Below are 20433 nucleotides of genomic sequence, written 5' to 3' on the forward strand. Positions count from 1 at the left end.
AAGTCGCCTTGTCTTGGGCGGTCAGACTGCGAAGGTACCCGTCATGCCTGAATACCTGCCGCTTGAAATCCCGGAAAACCCGCGCCTTGCGCAGAACATCATCCATTTCGCACGCGCCCTGCGCCGGGCCGGGTTGCCCGTGGGACCGGGGCGGGTGATCGACGCCATCCGCGCGGTCGAGGCGGCGGGCTTTACCGAGCGGATGGATTTCTACTGGACCCTGCACGCCTGTTTCGTGAACCGGCCCGAGCATCGCGTGGTCTTTGCCCAGATCTTCCGCCTCTACTGGCGCGATCCGCGGTTCCTGGAACACATGATGTCGATGATGCTGCCCGCCATTCGTGGCGTGCAGGAGGATCGCTCTGCCGTGGCCGCCGAGAAACGGGCGGCGCAGGCCCTGTTGGGTGACCAGATGCCCGAAGTGCCCACCGAGGAAGAGGAAGAAGAGGGCACCCAGATCGAGGTCGACGCCTCGATGACCATGTCCGCCGAGGAAAAGCTGCGCAGCCTCGATTTCGAGCAGATGTCGACAGAGGAAATCGCCCAGGCCAAGCGGATGCTGGCGCGGCTGACGCTGCCCGTAAAGCCGATCGAGAGCCGCCGCCTGATGGGATCGCACCTTGGCCACCGGATGGATGCGCGCAAGACGATCCGCGACGCGCTGCGCAAGGGGGGAGAGATCCACTCCATCGCCCGCGCCAAGCGGCGGCCGCGCTGGCCGAACCTGGTGGTGCTCTGCGATATTTCCGGCTCGATGAGCCAGTATTCCCGCATGGTGCTGCATTTCCTGCACGCGGTGGCCAATGAAAAGGGGCAGGGCTGGGCCAAGGTCCATGCCTTCACCTTTGGCACCCGGCTGACCAACATCACCCGGCACCTGGCCACCCGCGACGTCGACGCGGCGCTGAAGTCGGCAGGCGCCGAGGCGCAGGACTGGGAAGGCGGCACGCGGATCGGGGCCTGCCTGCATGATTTCAACCGGGACTGGTCGCGCCGGGTCATGGGGCAGGGGGCGGTCGTGCTGGTGATCACCGACGGGCTGGACCGCGACGATGCGGGCGCGCTGGAAAAGGAGATGGAGCGGCTGCATCTGTCGGCGCGCCGTTTGATCTGGCTGAACCCGCTCTTGCGCTGGGACGGCTTCGCGCCCAAGGCGACGGGTATCCGGGCCATGCTGCCGCATGTGGACAGTTTCCGCGCCGGACATTCCATAGCCTCGCTGGAAGACCTGGCCGAGGCGATCTCGCGGCCTGAAGACCTGGGCGAAAAGGCGCGGCTGATGAAACTGCTCTAGGCGGGTTGCCGCCTGTCCTTGAGATCCGGGGGAACCCGGGGCGGTGCTTTGTGCGTTTCCTCTCCAAGCCCCACGCGGGCACAAGGAAAGGAGACTGCCATGACCCCCATTCGCAACGCCACGGCGCTGGCCGGAGCCCTGACGCTCGTCGTCGGAGGGAGCGCGATGGCGCAGGGGCAGGACGGTGCAAACGCCGCCAAACGTCTGCCCCCGGCGCAACTGGAACTTCTGAGCGGGATCTGCGAGGTCGGTGGCAACCTGCCGGACGGGTTGACCTGCGATGATGTGGCCGAGGCGCTGCAGAACAAGGGCGGCGGCAAGGACAAGCCGGACCAGGCCGACGCGGACCCGGCGGCGGACCCGGCCGATGCGCTGAAACCGGCGCAACCCGCGCCGCCCGAGACCGCCGATGTGCCCAAGCCGCCGGAAGCTGCGGAACCGGCCGAGACACCGGAGCCCGAAGTTGCGGAACCGGCGGACCCGCCGGAGCCCGAGGCGCCCGAAACCGCGGATGTGCCGAAGGACCCGGCCCCCGAGGCAACGGACCCGCCCGAGACAGCCGATCCCGGTGATGTCGTGGTGCCCGAGGCACCCGAAGCGCCAGAGCCCGCGCCAGAAACCGCGGATGCTCCAAAGGATCCGGCCCCCGAGGCGCAGGATCCGCCCGAGGCCGCCGAAGCGGCGCCCGCCCCGGAGAGGCGTGATCCGCAGGCCCAGGTCGATGCCCTGCGGCGCCTGCTGGAAGGTTCGCCCGCCGCGGCGGCCACGGATCCGCGCGACGACGGCGAACTGGTCGAGGAAACCCTGGACGAGGGCGACGTGCGCCGCTCGGACGAGGATTTCCGCACCGGACTGGACGGCGCGGTGAAGCCGGGCGCCGAAGCGCGCAAGGACAATGGCGACGACGACGGGCTGGAACCCTGGGCCAAGGCAGCCCTGCTGGGCCTTGGCGCCGTGGCCCTCTCCGAGATCCTGGACGAGGATGACCGCGTGGTCTCCAACTCGGGCGACCGGGTGGTTGTCGAACAGGATGGCCAGTTCCGCGTTCTGCGCAACGACGACGTCCTGCTGCGCCGCCCCGGTGCCGAGGTCGAGACCCGCCGGTTCGACGATGGATCGACCCGCACGCGCGTGCGCTACGAAGACGGCTCTGTCGTCGAGACCATCCGCGCCGCCGATGGCCGGGTCCTGCGCCGGGTGCGTGTCCTGCCGGACGGCACGGAGGCGGTTCTCTTCGATGACACCCAGGCCAGTCCCCGGGTGGAGGTAAGCGAACTGCCCCGCGTGACCGAGCGCAACCGCATCGACTATCGCGACACCACGGCGGAGTCGCTGGCGCGTGCGCTGGCTGCGACCGGGGCCGAAGGCGTGAACCGCAGCTTTTCGCTGGCGCAGGTGCGAAACATCGACGCCGTGCGCCACCTGGTCCCCGAGATCACGGTGGATACGATCAACTTCGAGACCAACTCGGCGGCGATCCGGCCCGAGGAGGCACAGGCGCTGGCGGCACTTGGTGAGGCCATGCGAAGGGCCATCGCCCAGAACCCCGGAGAGGTCTTCCTGATCGAGGGGCACACCGATGCGGTGGGGGGCTTTGCCTATAACCTGGCCCTGTCGGACCGCCGCGCGGAATCCGTGGCCCTGGCCCTGACCGAGTATTTCGCCGTGCCGCCGGAGAACCTCGTGTTGCAGGGCTATGGCGAGGGCGACCTCCTGGTGCGCACAGAGGATGCGGAACGTGCCAATCGCCGCGCCGCGGTGCGCCGGATCACGCCGCTGCTTGCGGCGCGCTGACGCTCACGATCCGCCCATTTCCGGACCCCCGGCAGAGCCTCTGCCGGGGGTCTTCCTTTGCGGGTCTGGAATACCTCCGTTGTCCGAAATCGTCGGACGGGGTTTGATGACGCCACGTCACCAGACCCGCTGCCGGGAGTATTGTTTTCATTGCTGGCCGCCCTACCGGGTAGGGCCGCGCATTCGGTGTCGAGACTGGTGCGACAAGGACTTTACCTCCGTCCATGCCTTTGCTGGAAAGGAATTGCCGAATGAAACGCCTCCTCCTCGCCCCGGCTGCGCTTGGCCTGCTGACGGTTGGCTTTGCCGGCCCCGCCGCGGCCCAGAACTTTGACCTCAAGCAACTCTGCAATCCCGCGCTGGGCATCAAGTGCGATCTCGACAGGGGCACGGTCCGCCGGGTGCCTCAGGTCAAGAAGACGCCGCAGGTGATCGTTCAGCCGCCGCAAAAGACCGTACGCACCCCGAAAAAGACCATCCCGGTGCCCCAGGTCATCGTGACCCCGCAGCCCAAGAAGCGCCCCGCTCAGGTCGTCATCCCCAAACAGGTGACGCCCAAGGTGCGGGTGCCCGACGTTCAGATCGTGCGCCCGAAGGGCAAGACACCGACCATCCGTGTGCCCACCGGGAAAATCGCGCCGGGCCTCAAGGTGCCGGACGTCAAGATCGCGATCCCGCCCAAAACCCGCCAGCCCGCCATCAAGGTCGCGCCCGGCGGCAAGGTCACGGTCAAGCCCGGTGCCGTGGACCTGGATGCGCTGCGAAAGCAGCTTGCCAAGGATATCGTCGGCGGCAAGCCCTCCGGCGGAGTCAAGATCGCGCCGCGCCCGGGCAAGACCGTGCGTCTGCCGGTCGGCAGCATCGACCTGGGGTCCAGCCAGCGACAGGCCGATATCGTGGCCCTGCGTGACGTGGCCAAGGTGGCCGCGGCCGTCGGCATCGCAGCCGGGGCGGTCAAGGTGCTGGACCGGACGCTGACCGCCGAGGACGTGCGCCGCTCGTCCGAGGATTTCGACAAGGTGGCCCGCCAGATCGGTATCAGGACCGGCACGCTGGATTTCCGCCGCGTGGACCTGGGCAAGGTTCTGCAGAACGGTGACAAGGTCATCACCAACAGCGGTGACCGCATGGTGGTACAGAACAACGGTGTCATGCGCGTGTTGCGCAACGACGACGTGCTGTTGAACCGGCCCGGCACCAACGTGCAGACCTTTCAGTACAAGGACGGCTCCACTCGCAACGTGATGCTCTACCAGGATGGCAGCCAGGTCGAGACGGTGCGCGCACCGGACGGGCGCGTGCTGCGCCGGTCCACCATCGCGCCCGACGGGACCGAGGTCGTGCTGTTCGACGACACGCAGCAGAGTGACCAGGTGGTCGTCACCAACCTGCCCGAGGTCAAGGGGCCCAGCGTCGTCGCCTATCAAAGCGACAGCGACGTGAACGGGGCGCTGGGCGCCGAGACTGCCGTCGATGCGGGGCGTCTGTTCTCGCTGGCGCAGGTGCGTGACATCGACGCCGTGCGCAAGATGGCGCCGGGGATCAACATCGACACGATCCACTTTGCCTCGAACTCTGCCGCGATCCGACCGGAAGAAGCCGAGGAACTGGCCGCGCTGGGCTATGCCATGCTGGAGGCGATCGCCCTTGATCCGGGCGAGGTCTTTCTGATCGAGGGGCACACGGATGCGCGGGGGAACAAGGCCTACAACCTGTCGCTGTCCGACCGGCGGGCTGAATCGGTGGCCCTGGCCCTGATCGAGTATTTCGGCGTGCCGCCGGAGAATCTGGTGCTGCAGGGCTACGGCGAAAGCGATCTGCTGGTCGTGACCGACCAGGCGGAACAGGCCAACCGACGCGCCGCCGTCCGCCGGATCACCCCGCTTTTGACCGATACCTGATCCTGCCCTCTGAACATGGGACAAGCCCCCGGCACGCGCCGGGGGCTTTTCCCGTTTCACGACCCGAACGAAATATTCTGTTTCTTGCACATTTTAAGTTGCGCATTGATCTGGATCATCCGCCCCACCTTGCTCGAGTGATATTCTGAAAGTGGAATGTCAATGCAAAGGGGGAGAGGGCGCATGACTCTCGACTGGAAACTTGGAGGCGTGCTCTTGGGCGTCGTCTTCTTTGCGGCGGTGCTGCTGGTCAAGCCCATCGGCGTCTCGACGCAATTCGTGATCCTGGACGGGATCGTGGCGGATGCGGTCAACCCGGATTTCATCACTCAGACCGAGGACGGCTATACTTCGACCAATGCCTACATGGCCAAGTCGTCGGGCAAATATGCCAAGAGCGCGGCCAATCCGCTGAACTACTCGTTCATCTTCGTTTTGGCGATGGCAGCGGGTGCTGCACTTTCGGCCTTTTCGCGCGGGGGCGTCGGACGGGCCGAAAAACGGTTGCCGCAGATCTGGGAGGCCAATTTCGGTAACACGCCGTGGAAACGCTATGCCGTGGCCTTTCTGGGCGGGTTTGTCGTGCTCTACGGCGCGCGTCTGGCGGGGGGCTGTACCTCGGGGCACATGATGTCGGGCATGATGCAGACCGCTCTGTCAGGCTACATCTTCGCCGCCGGGGCCTTTGCCGCCGCCATTCCCACCGCAATGATGATGTACAAGGAGGGCTGAACGATGGAAATCCTTCTGGCAATCGTGATCGGTGTCGCCTTCGGGGCGGTGCTGGACCGGATCGGGGCGACCAATCCCAACGTGATCTCGGGGATGCTGACCCTTCGGCGTATCAAGTTGATGAAGACCATTCTGCTGGCGATCGGCACCGGCTCGATCCTGATGTTCGGCGGGCAGATGCTGGGCCTCGTCGACGTGGGCCACATGAGCGTCAAGGCCGCCTATATCGGTGTCTTCATCGGTGGCTTGATGCTGGGCGCGGGCTGGGCGGCCTCGGGCTTCTGCCCCGGCACCGGCGTCTGTGCGGCGGCCACCGGGCGCCGTGACGCGCTGTTCTTCATCGCCGGGGGCCTTCTGGGCGCGGCTGCCTACATGGCGACCTACCCGGCCTGGAAGGCCAGCGGCCTGCTGAACGACATCGCGGGCGGCAAGGTCACGTTGGGCAGCGTTCCGGGATCGTCCTACGACGGGATCTTCGCCGTCTCTGGTGACATCCTGGGCATCGTGCTGGGCTTGGTCTTCGTGCTCGTGGCCTTTGTTCTGCCGGACAACCTGACCGGCCAGAAACGGCCCGCCGAGCTGCCCGCGGAATAGACCGCCACTCACGCGGCAAAAACGCCGTCCCGGGAGACCGGGGCGGCGTTTTTTCAGTCGATCAGAACGCCTTCGGTGACAAAGACCGCGCGATAGGTTTCCGGGCTGTCATCGAAATTCAGGGTTCCGCGCACGGTGACCTTTGTCGCCTCGGGGACGTCGGGCATGGGGCGCTTCATGCTGACCTCGAGCGAGGGACCATAACCGTTCTGACCGCAGAACGGGCAATCGGCCGGGTCCGGCACCAGCAGGAAGGTCGAGACATAGGCCTGTGCCTCGACCGGGACGTAATAGCCCGTGACCTCGAAATCCTGCGCCTGGTCGCGCAGCGCTTCGGGGATGGTCTTGGCCACCGACCACGAGGTCTCTGTCTCTGTCTCCTCGTACTCGATCGCGCTGATCAGGTCCCAGGGGTTTGCCTCGGCCGTACAGGGGGCAGCAAGGCAGAGCGTGGCGGCGTGGAAGCCGGCGATGAGATGCATCATGGTCATGGGGCGGAAGATAGGCCAAGCGCCGCGCCCATGCCATGCCGTTTGCGCATGGGGCCGGAGGCTTGGCAAAGAATTGCGCGCCGCCGCCTTTCATGACCCGGTTCGCCTTCGCTATAGCTTGGACAAGCTGGGAGGGTGAGGCAGGGCATGAAGGCATCGGAACTGACACGGCGGCAGGCAACGCGCACAATCGACGGGTTGTCCTTTCCGGTGATCCAGAGGATCGGCGACTATCACCTCGTGGACATGACCGTTTTCGAGGATGGTTTGATCGAGGCGCCGGATCTGATGGACCTGGCCATGTTCGAGGAGGACGTTCGCAAGGGGCGGGTCCGGACCTCGATCCCCGATGGCGAACCGTTGCGCCTTGGACGCTCCGGTTTGCTGGACCTGGAACAGGGGGACTGGACGCTCACGCCCGATGCGCTGGTCGAGCGGGTCTATGGCCTGCTGGCCGAGTTAAACCCCGGCCTGGACAACCTGACAGACCTGCAAGGCAGCGCCAGCCATGTCGTCGATGGGCGGTTGCGCTGGAAGCAGAACCGCACCCGCAGTGCGCCCTGGTGCGAGGCTGAGCCGGACAGCGACCATGACCGGAATCCGGGCAAGTGGCTCTGGGCCTTCGAGCGGGGCGGGGAGAATATCGACCTGGTGCAGCTGGTCCTGTTCCGGAACGATGCGCTGACGGTCACGGGCAGCGGCGGGACGCGGTCTGTGTCACTCGATGATTTCGAGGTGGAGCTGGGACAGGGCCGATACGATTTCCCGCGTGAGGGCGACAGGGTGACGATCCGGGGGCTGGGGGCGGCAACCTGCGCCTATGCTGCGCCGGGGCCCTGTTCGGGTGAGGCGCTGATCGGAGAGTTGCGGGAAAGCGGGCGCGAACTGCGCGGCGAGCCGACGAGCTTCCATGTCTGCCGTTCGGCGGCGGATGCCTATTGGGCGGACCCCACGGAAGAAAACCTTGAAACCCTGCGGCGGACCTACGAGGCCGTACCACCCCACCTGCGCCGCTACTGCGGCGACATGGATGAAAAGGACATTCCCATCCGCAAGGTGCTGTCCGGCGACAGCAGGGTCTGAGGCTTTGGTGTGTCTGTCTGGTGCGATGGAACGCGATTGGCGTGGCACCCGGAATGGAGGGGTGTGGGCGATGATCCTTTCCTGACGGAAAGGACACCTTTGCCCACCGTAACTTTCGCGATGGGACGCGAAAGTTACACCATCATCTCCTTGGTCGCGCTCAGGGTCACGTCCGGGTAGTCGCGTTCTATCCGGTCGATGTCCCATTGCAGACGCGTCAGGTAGACCACGTCACCGTCATGGTCATAGCTGATGTGCTGCTTGTTGGCGTTGATGAACTTTTCCACCGCGGCCTTTTCGCCGGTCACCCAGCGGGCCGAGGTGAACTGCGAGGCGTCGAACCGCACCGGCAGACCGTATTCCAGCTCGATCCGGCTGCCCAGCACCTCGAATTGCAGGGCGCCCACGACACCCACGACAAAACCCGAGCCGATCATGGGTTTGAAGACCTTTGCCGCGCCTTCCTCGGCGAATTGCATCAGTGCCTTTTCCAGGTGCTTGGCCTTCATCGGATCGCCCGCGCGAACGCTTTGCAGCAGTTCCGGCGCAAAGGACGGAATGCCCGAGACCTTGAGCATCTCGCCCTCGGTCAGCGTGTCGCCGATGCGCAACTGGCCGTGGTTGGGAATGCCGATGATGTCGCCGGCCCAGGCCTCTTCGGCCAGTTCCCGGTCAGAGGCCAGGAACAGCACGGGGTTGGAGATCGCCATCGGTTTCTTGGTGCGCACATGGGTCAGCTTCATCCCGCGGGTGAAATGCCCCGAGGCAAGCCGCACAAAGGCCACGCGGTCGCGGTGCTTGGGGTCCATGTTGGCCTGCACCTTGAAAACGAACCCGGCGACCTTCTTTTCCTCCGGCGCGATTTCGCGCGGGGTGGCCTGTTGTACCTGAGGTTCCGGCCCGTAGGTCCCGATGCCTTCCATCAGTTCCTTGACCCCGAAAGAGTTGATGGCCGATCCGAACCAGATCGGGGTCATGTGCCCTTCCAGTACCGACTGAGGGTTCAGCGCGGGCAAGAGCTCGCGCGCCATCTCGACCTCTTCGCGGAGCTGTTCCAGCAGGTTGGCGGGGATGTGTTCGTCGAGCCTGGGGTCATCCAGCCCCTCCATCGCGATGCTTTCCGCCACCTTGTTGCGGTCGGCGCGGTCCATCAGCTCCAGCCGGTCGTTCAGCATGTCGTAACAGCCGAGGAAATCGCGCCCCATGCCGATGGGCCAGCTGGCGGGGGTCACGTCGATGGCCAGGTTTTCCTGGATCTCGTCGATGATCTCGAAGGTGTCGCGCGCCTCGCGGTCCATCTTGTTGCAGAAGGTCAGGATCGGCAGGTCACGCAGGCGGCAGACCTCGAACAGCTTGCGGGTCTGGCTTTCGACGCCCTTGGCCCCGTCGATCACCATGACCGCCGCGTCTACCGCCGTCAGCGTGCGGTAGGTATCCTCGGAAAAGTCGCTGTGGCCGGGCGTGTCCACCAGGTTGAAGCGGAAGTTCCGCTCCTTGCTGGCAAAGTCGAAGGACATGGCCGAGGCCGAGACGGAAATGCCCCGGTCCTTTTCCATCTGCATGAAGTCCGACCGCGTGCGCCGCGCCTCGCCCTTGGCGCGCACCTGTCCGGCCATCTGGATGGCGCCGCCATACAGAAGGAATTTCTCCGTCAGGGTCGTCTTGCCGGCGTCCGGGTGCGAGATGATCGCAAAGGTCCGGCGGCGGGCGATTTCGGGCGGAAGTTGGGGGCGGTTGGTGTCCAGCATGGACGCGAATTACAGCGGATTTCCCGCAGGTACAATCCATGCTTGGACGACGCGCTGGGCATGAGTGGCGAAGGCGCGGCACGGGGGGAGGATGGACAGGGTGACGTAACGTCAATGTCGAGTGTTAACCGTATGCGCCTCAAGTTGCCGCGGTTATCCTTTCGCGTGATATGGCCATCAGGTCGCCATGTCCGTCCGGCTTTCGACTTGCGTTGGCGGGATTGCTCCCTCGAAATTCAGACGCATAGGCCATTCCATGACACTCAATCCCGGCTCTCTTTATTTCACCGCCGTCATTACCGATGCCAACGCGCCTTATGCGGAATCCTTTTCATTCGTGGTGACCCAGGCCGTGGCTCCGGGTGAACAGATCCAGTTCTGGGATGCCGACACCACGCCCGCGGGTTTCACCTATACGGTTGGTGCTGGCGGCCTCAGTCCGCTGGACCGGGTTACCATCGCCGAGTTTTCAGCGACCGCCAACACCTTCACGATCCTCGAAGATCCGTCGGGCGGATCGGTCTCGGGGCTGACCCTCGGCAGTGCGGCCACCTGGACCAACAACAACGCGGAAACCCTCATGGCCGTGTCCGGAAACCAGGTGATCGCGGCGATCAACTCGCGCGACGCCTGGGACGAGAACTTCTCGGACATCGCGGTATACGGCGTCAGCCGGACCGCGATGGACACGTATCTGGCCGGCACGCCTGACCCTTCACCGGTTCTGTCGAATATCATCGGCACGCCGGCGGGGGCGGACAACTACATGTTCACCGGCACGGATCTTACCGGGCTGGACGATCCCGCCAACTGGACCGGGAACATCGACCCGGTCGACCACACGAACCCCAATGTGAACGGTACCACCTACGCCACACAGGACGCCAACATCAGTTGTTTCGCGGAGGGTACCCTGATCGCCACGCCGCAAGGCGAGGTTGCGGTTGAGACCTTGAACGCCGGTGACATGGTGCTGACCGCAGAAGGCGCAGCGGTCGAGGTTCGATGGATCGGGCGGCAGACCGTCGTAAAGCGCTTTGCCGGGGAAAAGGCGCAATTGGTTCGCATCGCATCCGGGGTGCTGGGCAATCATTCGGATCTCTGCGTGACCGGCGATCATGGCATGGTGCTGGACGGGCTGGTCATCACCGCCGCGGCGCTGGTGAACGGCGACAGCATCGACTGGGTGCCGCTGTCCGAGACGCCCGACCGGTTCACCGTCTACCATGTCGAGACCGAGGCCCATGATGTGATCCTGGCCAATGGCGCCCCGGCAGAGAGTTTCGTCGATTATGCCACGCGGCGGCGTTTCGACAATCACGCCGAGTACCTGGATCTCTACGGCGAGGATCGAGCGATCCCCGAAAGCCCGCTGCCGCGGATCAGCGCCGCGCGCCACGTGCCGCTTGCCCTTCGGCAGAGGCTGGGGATTTCCGGGGCGGCCTGATCGGCACGATTCCGGTGAGTTCTTGCCGGTTTCGACGGGCCAGTGCGTCGTCATTGGCAGAAATGCAGTTGAAGGCTATCCTGACGGGACCATTTCAGAAGGAGGTTCTTTCATGTCGGACTCGTCACGCATTAAATCGCGCCTCAATCGGGCGCTCTGTGCTTTCGTCTCGGTGCCGCTCAGCGCGCTGCCCGTTGCCGCTCAGGACGGCAAGCTGCCTGACCGCATTCCTGGGCGGACGCAGGGCCGCACGCAGATCCGCATCGACCGCAGCAGCAAGATCCGCGTTCCGGGCCGGACCACCATCGGCAAGCGTCTGACCACCGGCGCCCGCATCGACGGCGGCCAACTGAGGACACCCAGCGGCATCCGGGTGAACCGGACAAGGATCGGCGACTGATCCTGCGCGCGGGCGGCGTGTGATGGGCGGCACACGGTGCCTTGTGCCGGATTATGCCCTGCCTGACGCGTTATGCGTGCCTTACTGGCGCTTCGACGTGCGTGAGGCCCTTGAGGCCGTCGCCCGTACTGCGGCGCGCCAATGTGGCGTGATCCTGATCACACCTGATCCGGCAAGTGCCCGCGAGTTTATCGCGACAACGGAGCATCCCGACCACTTCGGCATCGTGTCTGGCGCATTCGACAGCCCCTGGCTGCGGGATCATGCGCCGATCGCCGTTGCCGAGGGGGATGGCATCTGCCTCGTGCGGCCTGCGCGGCCCGAAGGCGACCGCAAGCGCGACCACGCCCTGTTCGAGACCATCCTGCCCGGGGTGCAGGAGGTGACGTGCCATATCGTGGCGGGCGGCAACCTGGTCGGCGGGCCAGAGGGCAAGGGGTTTTCCACTACCGATGTCCTGCGTGAAAACGGGCTGGAGGACCCCGAGGTTCTGGTCGAGACCGGGCGCCAGCTTGGTCTCGAACACTGGCAGTTCCTGACGCCCTTTCCGGACGACATCAGCGCCCATGCCGATTGCATGTTGCGGTTCCTGGGGCCGGGACTTTGTGCGATCTGCGCTCGGGACGATACCCCCGAGGCGCGCGAGGTCAGTGCCGAGATGCGCGCCCGACTGGCCGAAACATGCCCGCAGGTGTCCATCCTGCCGCTGCCTTGCGTGGCAACGGACGGGTTCAACAGCCCGCTCAACTGGGTTCAGCTGGACCGTTGCCTTTTGGTGCCAGAATTCGACCGGGCCGACCCGCTGGCCAAGAAACGGGCACAATTGCTGCGCGAAGCCGGGTTCGACCCGGTGCCGATCCCCGCGATGACAGAGGGGCTGGGCGGTGCGCTGCACTGCCTGACCGCCTCGATCTTTGCCACCGCGCCGGAAGGGCGGTGATTTGTCTTGCCGCTGTTACATGGGCATGGCAGTGTGAACGTATAGTGAACATTTGGGAGGGTGACATGGATTTCAAGGCAATTGCACAGGAGCTCGTCGCGGGCTGCCGCGAAGGGCGCGAACTGGAAAACCTCGACAAGCTCTATGCCGCCGACGCCGTTTCGGTCGAGGCCATGACGATGCCGGGGGCCGACAGCGCCGAAACGCACGGGCTGGACGGGATCAAGGGCAAACATGCCTGGCGGTCCGAGAATTTCGAGGTGATCGAAGGGGTTGTCGACGGCCCCTATGTCCACGGCGAAGGCAGTTTCGCGGTGATTTTCGACATCAAGGCAAGGAACAAGGCTACGGGCGACGTGGACGCGATGAAGGAGGTCGCGATCTACACCGTCGCCGGTGGCCGGATCGTGCGCGAGGAATTCTACTACACCACCGCCGCCTAGCCGCCAGAGGACTTGCGCAGAACCTCGGCTGCGTCGGGGCGGGCCAATAATTGTTCTTCGACCTCCAGCGCCCGGGGATCGCTGCGGCGGTGGCCGGGCAACAGGTCGGCAACTTCGAGATCCTTGGGCAACGCGGCGCGGGTGCGTGTATCGACCAGCATGGATTCCGCGGCGATTCCTTCGGCATAGATGATCTGATGAGTGTCAAAGAGCATCTGGTAGTAGTCCACGAAACCGCCCTTGCGCCGGGCCACGGTGTCGCCGTTCACGAGATGGCGGGCGCGGACCAGCAATTCCGACCGGCCGGCGCCCAGGTGATCGCGTCGCTGGTAGATGAACAGGCGGTGGTCGGGCGAGACCAGCAGGTCACGGGTGTTGTTCAACACGCCTTCGCGGATACAGATCGGGGCGAAGGCACCCACGGCCCGCACAGTCTGGTGACCGATCCAGCGGATAGGCTGCGGGCCGTCGTCGCGGGTCAGGATGCGGTCGCCGACCGTCAGCTGCTCGACCGCGCGTTGTGCACCGTTGGCCAGCGTGATCATCGTCCCGGCGGTGAAGGATACGCAAGCCACCTGCGCATAGCGTTGCAGGGCGCCGTCGCAATCCACGCCGACAAGGACGTAATCCGCCCGGGCCGTCATCGGCGCCAACGGCAGCAGGTAAACCTCTGCGGCATTGCCCTCGGCATCGGTTTCGACCAGCACCAGCGCCTCGGTCGTCTGGCCGTCGCCGGACATGAAGGTCACGCAACAATCCAGGTGCAGGTCGGCGCCGGAGGTGCCCAGGGCACTGCCGCCAGAGATTCGAAAGGGCGGCGTCGCTCCGGTTTCGACGGTCAGCGGTTTCAGCACTGCCAGGGGCGAAAGTCGGTATATGTCGTCATGCACCAGTTCCTCGGCAAAGCCGATGGGATCGCCCAGGTTGGCACCGTTCACGACCCGCAGCGCATCGGCGCGGTAGACCTGCAGGCTTTGCGTGGCGCGGGCGGGATCGGTCTGGGGCATGGGTCTTTCACAAGGGCGATGGTCACTGGATAGACGCGGTCGGCCATTGTATGCCAGCACAATGTGTCTTCAAATAGTCCCATCTCCGGCGTTTTGTCGGCAATTGGGAAACAGGAACAGGGAGCGGAACATGGATCTGGGAATTCGCGGCAAGCGGGCGCTGGTATGCGCCTCGTCCAAGGGGCTGGGGCGCGGATGCGCCGAGGCGCTGGCAGAGGCGGGCGTCGATCTCGTGATGAACGCGCGCGGCGCCGATGCCCTTGAGGAAGCCGCCCAGGACCTGCGGGATCGCTACCAGGTCTCGATCAAGACGGTCGCGGCGGACATTGTGTCGGAAGAGGGCCGTGCACAGGTTCTTGAAGAGGCGGGCGACGTCGACATCCTGGTGACCAACGCGGGCGGCCCGCCGCCGGGCATGTGGTCCGACTGGGGGCGCGAGGATTTCATCAAGGCGCTGGACGCCAACATGCTGACACCGATCGCGCTGATGACGGCCCTGATGCCCAAGATGATCGACAAGGGATGGGGCCGGGTCGTCAACATCACCTCGGTCTCGGTCAAGGCGCCTGTGGCGGTTCTGGGCCTGTCCAATTCTGCCCGCACCGGGCTGACCGGCTATGTCGCGGGCACCGCGCGGCAGGTGGCGCCCGACGGGGTGATCGTCAACAACCTGCTGCCGGGGTTCCATGCCACCGACCGGGCCGATGCACTGGACGGCGCGCGCGCCAAGGCGGCGGGGATCTCGATCGACGAGGCCCGCGCCGAACGCTATGCCACCGTCCCGGCGGGCCGCTACGGCACGCCGGAGGAATTCGGCAAGATGTGCGCCTTCCTTTGCTCGCAGCACTCCGGGTTCATCGTCGGCCAGAACATCCTGCTGGATGGCGGCGCCAGCAACATGACCATGTAATCACATGGCACGCGGACCGGACGGGCAGGGCGGCGGCGCGGGGTTTTCCCTTGCCGATCAGCTGTTCAACGCGGACAGCCTGCGCGACCTCGCGCAGGACTATGCTGCCTTGCCAGGGTTCGATGCCGATCGTTTCCACCGGGAGGCGGTCGGCGGCCTGGACGGGCGCGGCCTGCTCGAGCGGCTGGACTGGATCGCCACCTGTGTCGAGCGGCAGTTGCCCGCATCGTTTCCCGCGATGGCCGAGGCACTGGAGGCGGCCTTGCCGCCGCCCCTGGACCCGGCGCTGACCGATGACGATTTCGGCCGGTTCATCCACGCCGTGCCCGGTATCCTGGCGGTGCGGCACGGGTTGGAGAATCACCACGACCGTGCGCTGGACCTGATCTACGAGGCGACAAAGCGGTTCTCGATGGAGTTCTACATTCGCCCCTTCATCAACCGTTGGCCGGACGCGACACTGGCCCGGCTGGATCATTGGGCGGGGGACGAAAACTATCACGTCCGCCGGCTGGTCAGCGAAGGCACGCGCCCGCGCCTGCCCTGGGCCGCGAACATCACGCTGGACCCGGCGGTGCCGCTGCGGTTTCTTGACCGGCTGCACGCGGACCCCACGCGCTATGTCACGCGTTCGGTCGCCAACCACATGAACGACCTGTCGAAAGTCATGCCGGACCGGGTGGTGACGCGACTGCGGGACTGGCAGTCGCAGGGGCGGCAGGATGCCAGGGAAATGGACTGGATCACCCGTCACGCCCTGCGCACGGCGGTCAAGCGGGGCGAGGGCCCGGCGCTGGAGCTGTTGGGCTATCGCCCCGGACATGTCCGGGCGCGGATCGATGGGCTGGCCGATTGCCTGCGCATTGGCGACACGCTGGAATTCGACGTGGTGCTGGAGGCGGACGAGGCGCTGCCGGTGCTCGTGGATTATCGCCTGCGGTTCAACCGTCCCAAGGGCACGGCGGAAAAGGTTTACAAGCTGAAAACCGGCAAGCTGACCCCGGGCAAGCCGCTGCGCCTGTCCAAGCGACACGCACTCAAGGGAAATGCAACCACCTACACCCTGCACCCCGGCCCTCACGGGATCACCGTGCAGGTCAACGGGCAGGACGTGGCCGAGGCGGCGTTCGAGCTGACGGCCTGAGCGGCTCAGGCCTGTTCCCAGCGGGCCTCCAGCACTTCCAGCGCCTTGATCCGTTCGGATGTCTTGGGGTGTGACATCAGCCATGCAGGCACGGCGCCCGCACGCGACTTGGTCAGGTCTTCCAGTTTGCCGAACAGCGATTTCTGCGGCGCCACGCCGATCCCGGCCTTGGTCAGCAGGGCGGCGGCATAGGCGTCGGCCTCGTATTCGTCAGAACGCGACAGGCGTGCCGCCAGCAGCGAGGCCAGCCCGTTGGCAATCAAGACGCCGATGCCCGGCAGGATACGTCCCAGGACCATCGCCAGCGCGGTCCGCAGCGCGTTCTGGCCGGAAAAGTCGATCATCCGGCGCCGCGTGTGCCCAAGGGCTACGTGTCCCAGTTCGTGGGCGATCACGCTGGCCAGTTCCTCGGCGCTGACCTCGCCCTGCTGGTACTTGCGATAGAAGCCGCGCGTGATGAAAATCCGCCCGTCCGGTGCCGCCAGCCCGTTGATCGGGTCGATCTCGTAGATGTTCACGCGAATGCGCGGCAGGTCCAGCGCGTCGGCCATGCGGTCGGTCAACCGCTTCAGCCGCGGGTCGGCCAGTTCCGTCGACTGGGCATCCAGCTCTTTCGCCGTGCGCCAGGCGGAAAAGCGGTAGTAGATCAGCCCGTAGGCTAGGGCGAGCAGGATCGGGGTCAGCTTCAGCATGAGGGGAATATGGGGCGGAACGCTGCCCGCGGAAAGGTGGCGTTCCCCCGTTTTCCGTCATTTGCCCCCGGTCAGCCGAAATGCTGTTCCAGCGCCCCCTTGGACAGGTCTGCCAGCTCTGCCAACGGCGCTTCGGACTTGCCAAAGCGAACCGTGTCGCCGGCAAAGCGGCCCACGGCACTGATCGGCACGCCCGCCTGACCGGCGGCGATCATCAGCGCCTCTGCCGAGTCGAAGTTGCAGGAGACCAGGTAGCGGCCCTGGTCCTCTCCAAAGAGCGTGGCGGTATCGTCGGTGTCGATCTGCACGCCCACGCCCGAGGCTGCGGCCATCTCGAAGGCCGCCAGCGCCAGCCCGCCATCCGAAAGGTCGGTACAGCAGCGGATCCATTCCCGGTTGGCGCGGATGAATTCTCCGGTCACCTTTTCGGCGGCCAGGTCGACCGCCGGTGCATCGCCGTCCTCCCGGTGGAACACCTCGTAAAGCAGGGCAGACTGGCCCAGGTGGCCCTTGGTCTCGCCGACCAGAAGGGCGACATGGCCGTCGCGCGCATAGTCGAGGATCGGTTCCTCATCGGCGGCGATCAGGCCCACGGCGCCGATGGTGGGCGTCGGCAGGATGCCCTGGCCATCGGTTTCGTTGTAAAGCGAGACGTTGCCCGAGACGATCGGCATGTCCAACGCGAGGCAAGCCTGCCCGATCCCGTCCAGCGCCCCCACGAATTGCCCCATGATCTCGGGCTTTTCGGGATTGCCGAAATTCAGGTTGTCGGTGGTGGCCAGCGGCCTTGCGCCCACGGCGCAGAGGTTGCGCCAGGCCTCTGCCACTGCCTGTTTGCCGCCCTCGACCGGGTTGGCGCGGACATAGCGCGGGGTCACGTCGCTGGTGAAGGCCAGCTTCTTGTCGGTGCCGTGCACGCGGATGACACCGGCGCCAAAGCCGGGCACGCGCATGGTGTCGGCCATGACCTGGCTGTCGTATTGCTCGTAGATCCAGGACCGCGAGCAGTAGTTGGGGCTGGCAAGCAGCAGTTTCAGCGCGTCCACGGGGTCGACCTGCGGCACGTCCTCGAGCGGGGCGGGCGGCTCTGTCGGCTCCCAGGGGCGGTCGTATTCCGGGGCCGAGGACGACAGCCGCGACAGCGGCATATCCGCCATGCACTCACCGTTGTGCATGATCAGGAAGCGATCCTCGGGGATCGTTTCACCAACGATGGCAAAATCCAGGTCCCACTTGTCGAAGACGGCTTTGGCCTCGGTCTCTTTCGCGGGGTCCAGCACCATGAGCATCCGCTCCTGGCTTTCGGAGAGCATCATTTCGTAGGCGGTCATGTTGGTTTCGCGCTGGGGCACGTTTTCCAGGTCCAGCCGGATTCCCAACTGGCCCTTGTCGCCCATTTCCACCGCCGAGCAGGTCAGGCCCGCCGCGCCCATGTCCTGGATCGAGATCACGGCGCCGGTCTGCATCAGCTCCAGCGTCGCTTCCATCAGGCGTTTTTCGGTGAAGGGGTCGCCGACCTGGACGGTGGGACGCTTTTCCTCGATCGACTCGTCGAACTCGGCGCTGGCCATCGTGGCCCCGCCGACGCCGTCGCGGCCCGTCTTGGCGCCCAGGTAGACCACCGGGCGACCGACGCCGCTGGCGGCGGAATAGAAAATCTTGTCCGCATCGGCGAGCCCGGCCGCAAAGGCGTTCACAAGGCAGTTGCCGTTGTAGGCAGGGTGGAACCGGGCCTCGCCGCCCACGGTCGGGACGCCGAAGGCATTGCCATAGCCGCCGATACCCTCGACCACGCCATGCACCAGTTGCCGGGTCTTGGGGTGGTCCTTTTCGCCAAAGCTGAGCGAGTTCATCGCTGCGATGGGCCGTGCGCCCATCGTGAAGACATCGCGCAGGATGCCGCCCACGCCGGTGGCCGCACCCTGGTAGGGCTCGATGTAGGAGGGGTGGTTGTGGCTTTCCATTTTGAAGACCACGGCCTGACCGTCGCCGATGTCCACGACGCCCGCGTTCTCACCCGGGCCGCAGATCACCTGCGGGCCGGTGGTCGGCAGTTTCTTGAGGTGGATCTTGGACGACTTGTAGGAACAATGTTCGTTCCACATGGCCGAGAAGATGCCCAGCTCTGTAAAGCTGGGTTCGCGATTCAGGATGCGCAGGATCTCGGCGTATTCGTCGGGCTTGATCCCGTGCGCCTCGATCAGCTCTTCGGTGATGGCCGGTTCCTGCATCGTTTGTCCCCCGTCTGCACTGTCGAGCGGTCTTTACGCGATGGCTAGACGCAGGGAAAGGGGGCGGATTGCGGCGCATGTGCGCGGAGGCGCGTTATGCTGCAGGTGCGAAGGCTGCGGGATGGGCAGCCTGCGGATCTGCGTTCAAAAAGCGAACCCTTGGCGGAGCGAATTGTCTTTCACTCTCCCTTGGCGTGCAATTCCGGAATATGCCGAGATGTGAATTTTCGGCCATTTGTCAGAGCAGGTGATGAAAATGCGGGCAAATCTCATGGTCTTTCGGTAATTGACGTATGGTCAACTGTTGGTATGTGGCCCAGATCAAGCGAGTGTCGTGTCAGGCGCCACACGATATAGCGGGAAATCAGGCGTTGTCCGTCGGGCCAAAAAAAAGGCCGAGCTCAAAGCTCGGCCGAAGTCCAACAGGGAGGTATGAAGATGAACCGCGAATGAGCGTTTCATCGTTCACATGCCGAATATGTCATCGGAACTGACTCGATCAAGCCATTTTACGTCGCAGGCGCAGCATTGCCGCTATGCGTGATGCGCATACCACAGTGATTTATGCCCGTTTGGCGAGAGTTCAGTCGTCTCCCATCGCGCGAACCTGGCGGCGGTGGGCCATGATCTCTTCCTGCACGAAGTCGCGGAACGCGGCTACGCGCTTGGATTGTCTCAACTCTTCCGGGTAGGCGAGGAACACCGGCACTTCGACCGACTCGACCTCCGGCAGGACGCGTACGACATTCGGGAAATCCTCGATGATGTAATCGGGCAAGACGCCGATTCCGAGGTTTGAGATCACGGCCTGCAATACGCCGAAATAGTTGTTCACGGTCAGTGTGGCCGGCAAATCGTAGGTCAGCAGCTCCTGGACCAGTGCCTTGCCCGAAGCAACCTGCGCCGAATTCGGATTCTGGCAGATCAGCCGATGCCCCTGCATGTCCTCCAGGGCCTTGGGCTCGCCATGAGCCGCAAGGTACTGCGGCGACGCGTAAAGACGCATCCGAATGCTCATCAGCCGTTTGCGGATCAGGTCGGCCTGGCTGGGTTCCTTCATGCGGATGGCCACGTCGGCCTCGCGCATGGGAAGATCCAGCACGCGTTCCTCGAGCATCAGGTCGATGTTCAGCTCGGGGTATTTCTCGTAGAGCTTGAAAAGGCGCGGTGCCAGCCAGAGGGCGCCAAAGCCATGCGTCGTGGTCACGCGCAGCTTGCCAAAGACCTCTTCCTCGCTGTCTCGGATGCGGGCGGTGGCGGCGTCGATCCGCTTGATCATCGACGAGGTCGCGTCGAACAGAAGTTCGCCCTGTTCGGTCAGGATCAGACCACGGGCGTGACGGTGGAACAGGGTGGTGTTCAGTGATTCCTCGAGCGCACGGATCTGCCGCGACACCGCCGATTGTGACAGGTGAAGCGTATCGCCCGCGTGCGTGAGGCTGCCTGCGTCAGCAACCGCGTGAAATATTCTGAGCTTATCCCAATCCATATCGCCACAGTCTTGTTTGTCTGTCTCATTATACGACAGAATGCGTTTGTTAAGGGCTTTACAGGACTAACACGTCATTTTCGCAATATTTTC

At 64.8% G+C, this 20433-nt stretch carries 18 protein-coding genes; 12 read left to right on the forward strand and 6 right to left on the reverse strand.

Translation table 11 applies throughout. From position 1 onward, the window contains the following. The first annotated feature begins 43 nt into the window (after positions 1-43). The 5 genes from PVW46_RS28530 (at position 44) to PVW46_RS28550 (ending at position 6315) form a co-directional block, all read left to right on the forward strand. The gene (locus PVW46_RS28530; RefSeq protein WP_069211485.1) at positions 44-1294 is read left to right on the forward strand and encodes a vWA domain-containing protein; all 1251 of its coding nucleotides are present in this window, start codon (positions 44-46) and stop codon (positions 1292-1294) included. Between the two features lie 99 nt (positions 1295-1393). Continuing rightward, the gene (locus tag PVW46_RS28535) at positions 1394-3088 is read left to right on the forward strand and encodes an OmpA family protein (RefSeq protein WP_069211484.1); all 1695 of its coding nucleotides are present in this window, start codon (positions 1394-1396) and stop codon (positions 3086-3088) included. Positions 3089-3339: 251 nt separating this feature from the next. Further along, entirely contained in the window at positions 3340-4989 is a 1650-nt protein-coding gene (locus tag PVW46_RS28540) for an OmpA family protein (RefSeq protein WP_274578306.1), read from the forward strand. 183 nt (positions 4990-5172) lie between these two features. Next, positions 5173-5721 (forward strand): YeeE/YedE thiosulfate transporter family protein, encoded by a 549-nt coding sequence (locus PVW46_RS28545; protein ID WP_043139649.1) that lies wholly within the window; start codon positions 5173-5175, stop codon positions 5719-5721. 3 nt (positions 5722-5724) lie between these two features. Then, the gene (locus tag PVW46_RS28550; RefSeq protein ID WP_069211482.1) at positions 5725-6315 is read left to right on the forward strand and encodes a YeeE/YedE thiosulfate transporter family protein; all 591 of its coding nucleotides are present in this window, start codon (positions 5725-5727) and stop codon (positions 6313-6315) included. Positions 6316-6368: 53 nt separating this feature from the next. Here PVW46_RS28550 and PVW46_RS28555 read toward each other — a convergent pair whose 3' ends face one another. Further along, positions 6369-6806, reverse strand: a complete 438-nt coding sequence (locus PVW46_RS28555; protein ID WP_069211481.1) for a hypothetical protein — start codon at positions 6804-6806, stop codon at positions 6369-6371. 147 nt (positions 6807-6953) lie between these two features. Between PVW46_RS28555 and PVW46_RS28560 the strand changes: the two genes are divergently transcribed. Beyond that, positions 6954-7889, forward strand: a complete 936-nt coding sequence (locus PVW46_RS28560; RefSeq protein WP_069211480.1) for a DUF7638 domain-containing protein — start codon at positions 6954-6956, stop codon at positions 7887-7889. A 134-nt stretch (positions 7890-8023) separates the two neighbouring features. Here PVW46_RS28560 and PVW46_RS28565 read toward each other — a convergent pair whose 3' ends face one another. After that, positions 8024-9637 (reverse strand): peptide chain release factor 3, encoded by a 1614-nt coding sequence (locus PVW46_RS28565; protein WP_069211479.1) that lies wholly within the window; start codon positions 9635-9637, stop codon positions 8024-8026. A 256-nt stretch (positions 9638-9893) separates the two neighbouring features. On the opposite strand from PVW46_RS28565, the gene PVW46_RS28570 reads away from it, so the two are divergent. From PVW46_RS28570 to PVW46_RS28585, 4 genes are all read left to right on the forward strand, one after another. After that, positions 9894-11084 carry a Hint domain-containing protein gene (locus PVW46_RS28570; protein WP_069211478.1) on the forward strand — a complete coding sequence of 397 codons (1191 nt, stop codon included), beginning with the start codon at positions 9894-9896 and terminating at the stop codon, positions 11082-11084. Between the two features lie 112 nt (positions 11085-11196). Further along, positions 11197-11484, forward strand: coding sequence for a hypothetical protein (locus PVW46_RS28575; protein ID WP_043139638.1), 288 nt, complete (start codon positions 11197-11199; stop codon positions 11482-11484). Positions 11485-11506: 22 nt separating this feature from the next. Continuing rightward, a complete protein-coding gene (locus PVW46_RS28580; protein ID WP_069211477.1) occupies positions 11507-12424 on the forward strand; it encodes an agmatine deiminase family protein in 918 nt (305 codons plus the stop codon). A gap of 65 nt (positions 12425-12489) precedes the next feature. Then, positions 12490-12867, forward strand: coding sequence for a nuclear transport factor 2 family protein (locus tag PVW46_RS28585; RefSeq protein ID WP_274578309.1), 378 nt, complete (start codon positions 12490-12492; stop codon positions 12865-12867). Here the strand turns inward: PVW46_RS28585 and PVW46_RS28590 are convergent. Then, positions 12864-13874 (reverse strand): Hint domain-containing protein, encoded by a 1011-nt coding sequence (locus PVW46_RS28590; RefSeq protein ID WP_069211475.1) that lies wholly within the window; start codon positions 13872-13874, stop codon positions 12864-12866. The two genes, PVW46_RS28585 and PVW46_RS28590, sit on opposite strands and share 4 nt — an antisense overlap. Positions 13875-14004: 130 nt before the next feature. Here PVW46_RS28590 and PVW46_RS28595 point away from each other — a divergent pair, with 130 nt between their 5' ends. After that, entirely contained in the window at positions 14005-14784 is a 780-nt protein-coding gene (locus PVW46_RS28595; RefSeq protein WP_069211474.1) for an SDR family oxidoreductase, read from the forward strand. Positions 14785-14788: 4 nt separating this feature from the next. Continuing rightward, positions 14789-15928: a YhaZ family DNA alkylation repair protein gene (locus tag PVW46_RS28600; protein ID WP_069211473.1), complete on the forward strand. Its 1140-nt coding sequence runs from the start codon at positions 14789-14791 to the stop codon at positions 15926-15928. 5 nt (positions 15929-15933) lie between these two features. Here the strand turns inward: PVW46_RS28600 and PVW46_RS28605 are convergent, their stop codons facing one another. The 3 genes from PVW46_RS28605 to PVW46_RS28615 form a co-directional block, all read right to left on the reverse strand. After that, positions 15934-16620, reverse strand: a complete 687-nt coding sequence (locus tag PVW46_RS28605; protein WP_069211472.1) for a M48 family metalloprotease — start codon at positions 16618-16620, stop codon at positions 15934-15936. A gap of 71 nt (positions 16621-16691) precedes the next feature. Continuing rightward, positions 16692-18851: a phosphoribosylformylglycinamidine synthase subunit PurL gene (purL, locus tag PVW46_RS28610; protein ID WP_069211471.1), complete on the reverse strand. Its 2160-nt coding sequence runs from the start codon at positions 18849-18851 to the stop codon at positions 16692-16694. A gap of 583 nt (positions 18852-19434) precedes the next feature. Further along, positions 19435-20340, reverse strand: a complete 906-nt coding sequence (locus PVW46_RS28615) for a LysR family transcriptional regulator (RefSeq protein WP_043139620.1) — start codon at positions 20338-20340, stop codon at positions 19435-19437. Positions 20341-20433 lie beyond the last annotated feature (93 nt).

The sequence above is a fragment of the Mameliella sp. AT18 genome, assembly GCF_028807275.1.
In the GTDB taxonomy this organism is placed as follows: Bacteria; Pseudomonadota; Alphaproteobacteria; order Rhodobacterales; family Rhodobacteraceae; genus Antarctobacter; species Antarctobacter albus.

Bases quoted from the DNA above. Each gene is read 5' to 3' on its own strand.
- PVW46_RS28530 (WP_069211485.1), top strand. From the start codon at position 44: ATGCCTGAATACCTGCCGCTTGAAATCCCGGAAAACCCGCGCCTTGCG.
- PVW46_RS28535 (WP_069211484.1), top strand. From the start codon at position 1,394: ATGACCCCCATTCGCAACGCCACGGCGCTGGCCGGAGCCCTGACGCTC.
- PVW46_RS28540 (WP_274578306.1), top strand. From the start codon at position 3,340: ATGAAACGCCTCCTCCTCGCCCCGGCTGCGCTTGGCCTGCTGACGGTT.
- PVW46_RS28545 (WP_043139649.1), top strand. From the start codon at position 5,173: ATGACTCTCGACTGGAAACTTGGAGGCGTGCTCTTGGGCGTCGTCTTC.
- PVW46_RS28550 (WP_069211482.1), top strand. From the start codon at position 5,725: ATGGAAATCCTTCTGGCAATCGTGATCGGTGTCGCCTTCGGGGCGGTG.
- PVW46_RS28555 (WP_069211481.1), bottom strand. From the start codon at position 6,806: ATGACCATGATGCATCTCATCGCCGGCTTCCACGCCGCCACGCTCTGC.
- PVW46_RS28560 (WP_069211480.1), top strand. From the start codon at position 6,954: ATGAAGGCATCGGAACTGACACGGCGGCAGGCAACGCGCACAATCGAC.
- PVW46_RS28565 (WP_069211479.1), bottom strand. From the start codon at position 9,637: ATGCTGGACACCAACCGCCCCCAACTTCCGCCCGAAATCGCCCGCCGC.
- PVW46_RS28570 (WP_069211478.1), top strand. From the start codon at position 9,894: ATGACACTCAATCCCGGCTCTCTTTATTTCACCGCCGTCATTACCGAT.
- PVW46_RS28575 (WP_043139638.1), top strand. From the start codon at position 11,197: ATGTCGGACTCGTCACGCATTAAATCGCGCCTCAATCGGGCGCTCTGT.
- PVW46_RS28580 (WP_069211477.1), top strand. From the start codon at position 11,507: ATGGGCGGCACACGGTGCCTTGTGCCGGATTATGCCCTGCCTGACGCG.
- PVW46_RS28585 (WP_274578309.1), top strand. From the start codon at position 12,490: ATGGATTTCAAGGCAATTGCACAGGAGCTCGTCGCGGGCTGCCGCGAA.
- PVW46_RS28590 (WP_069211475.1), bottom strand. From the start codon at position 13,874: ATGCCCCAGACCGATCCCGCCCGCGCCACGCAAAGCCTGCAGGTCTAC.
- PVW46_RS28595 (WP_069211474.1), top strand. From the start codon at position 14,005: ATGGATCTGGGAATTCGCGGCAAGCGGGCGCTGGTATGCGCCTCGTCC.
- PVW46_RS28600 (WP_069211473.1), top strand. From the start codon at position 14,789: ATGGCACGCGGACCGGACGGGCAGGGCGGCGGCGCGGGGTTTTCCCTT.
- PVW46_RS28605 (WP_069211472.1), bottom strand. From the start codon at position 16,620: ATGCTGAAGCTGACCCCGATCCTGCTCGCCCTAGCCTACGGGCTGATC.
- purL (WP_069211471.1), bottom strand. From the start codon at position 18,851: ATGCAGGAACCGGCCATCACCGAAGAGCTGATCGAGGCGCACGGGATC.
- PVW46_RS28615 (WP_043139620.1), bottom strand. From the start codon at position 20,340: ATGGATTGGGATAAGCTCAGAATATTTCACGCGGTTGCTGACGCAGGC.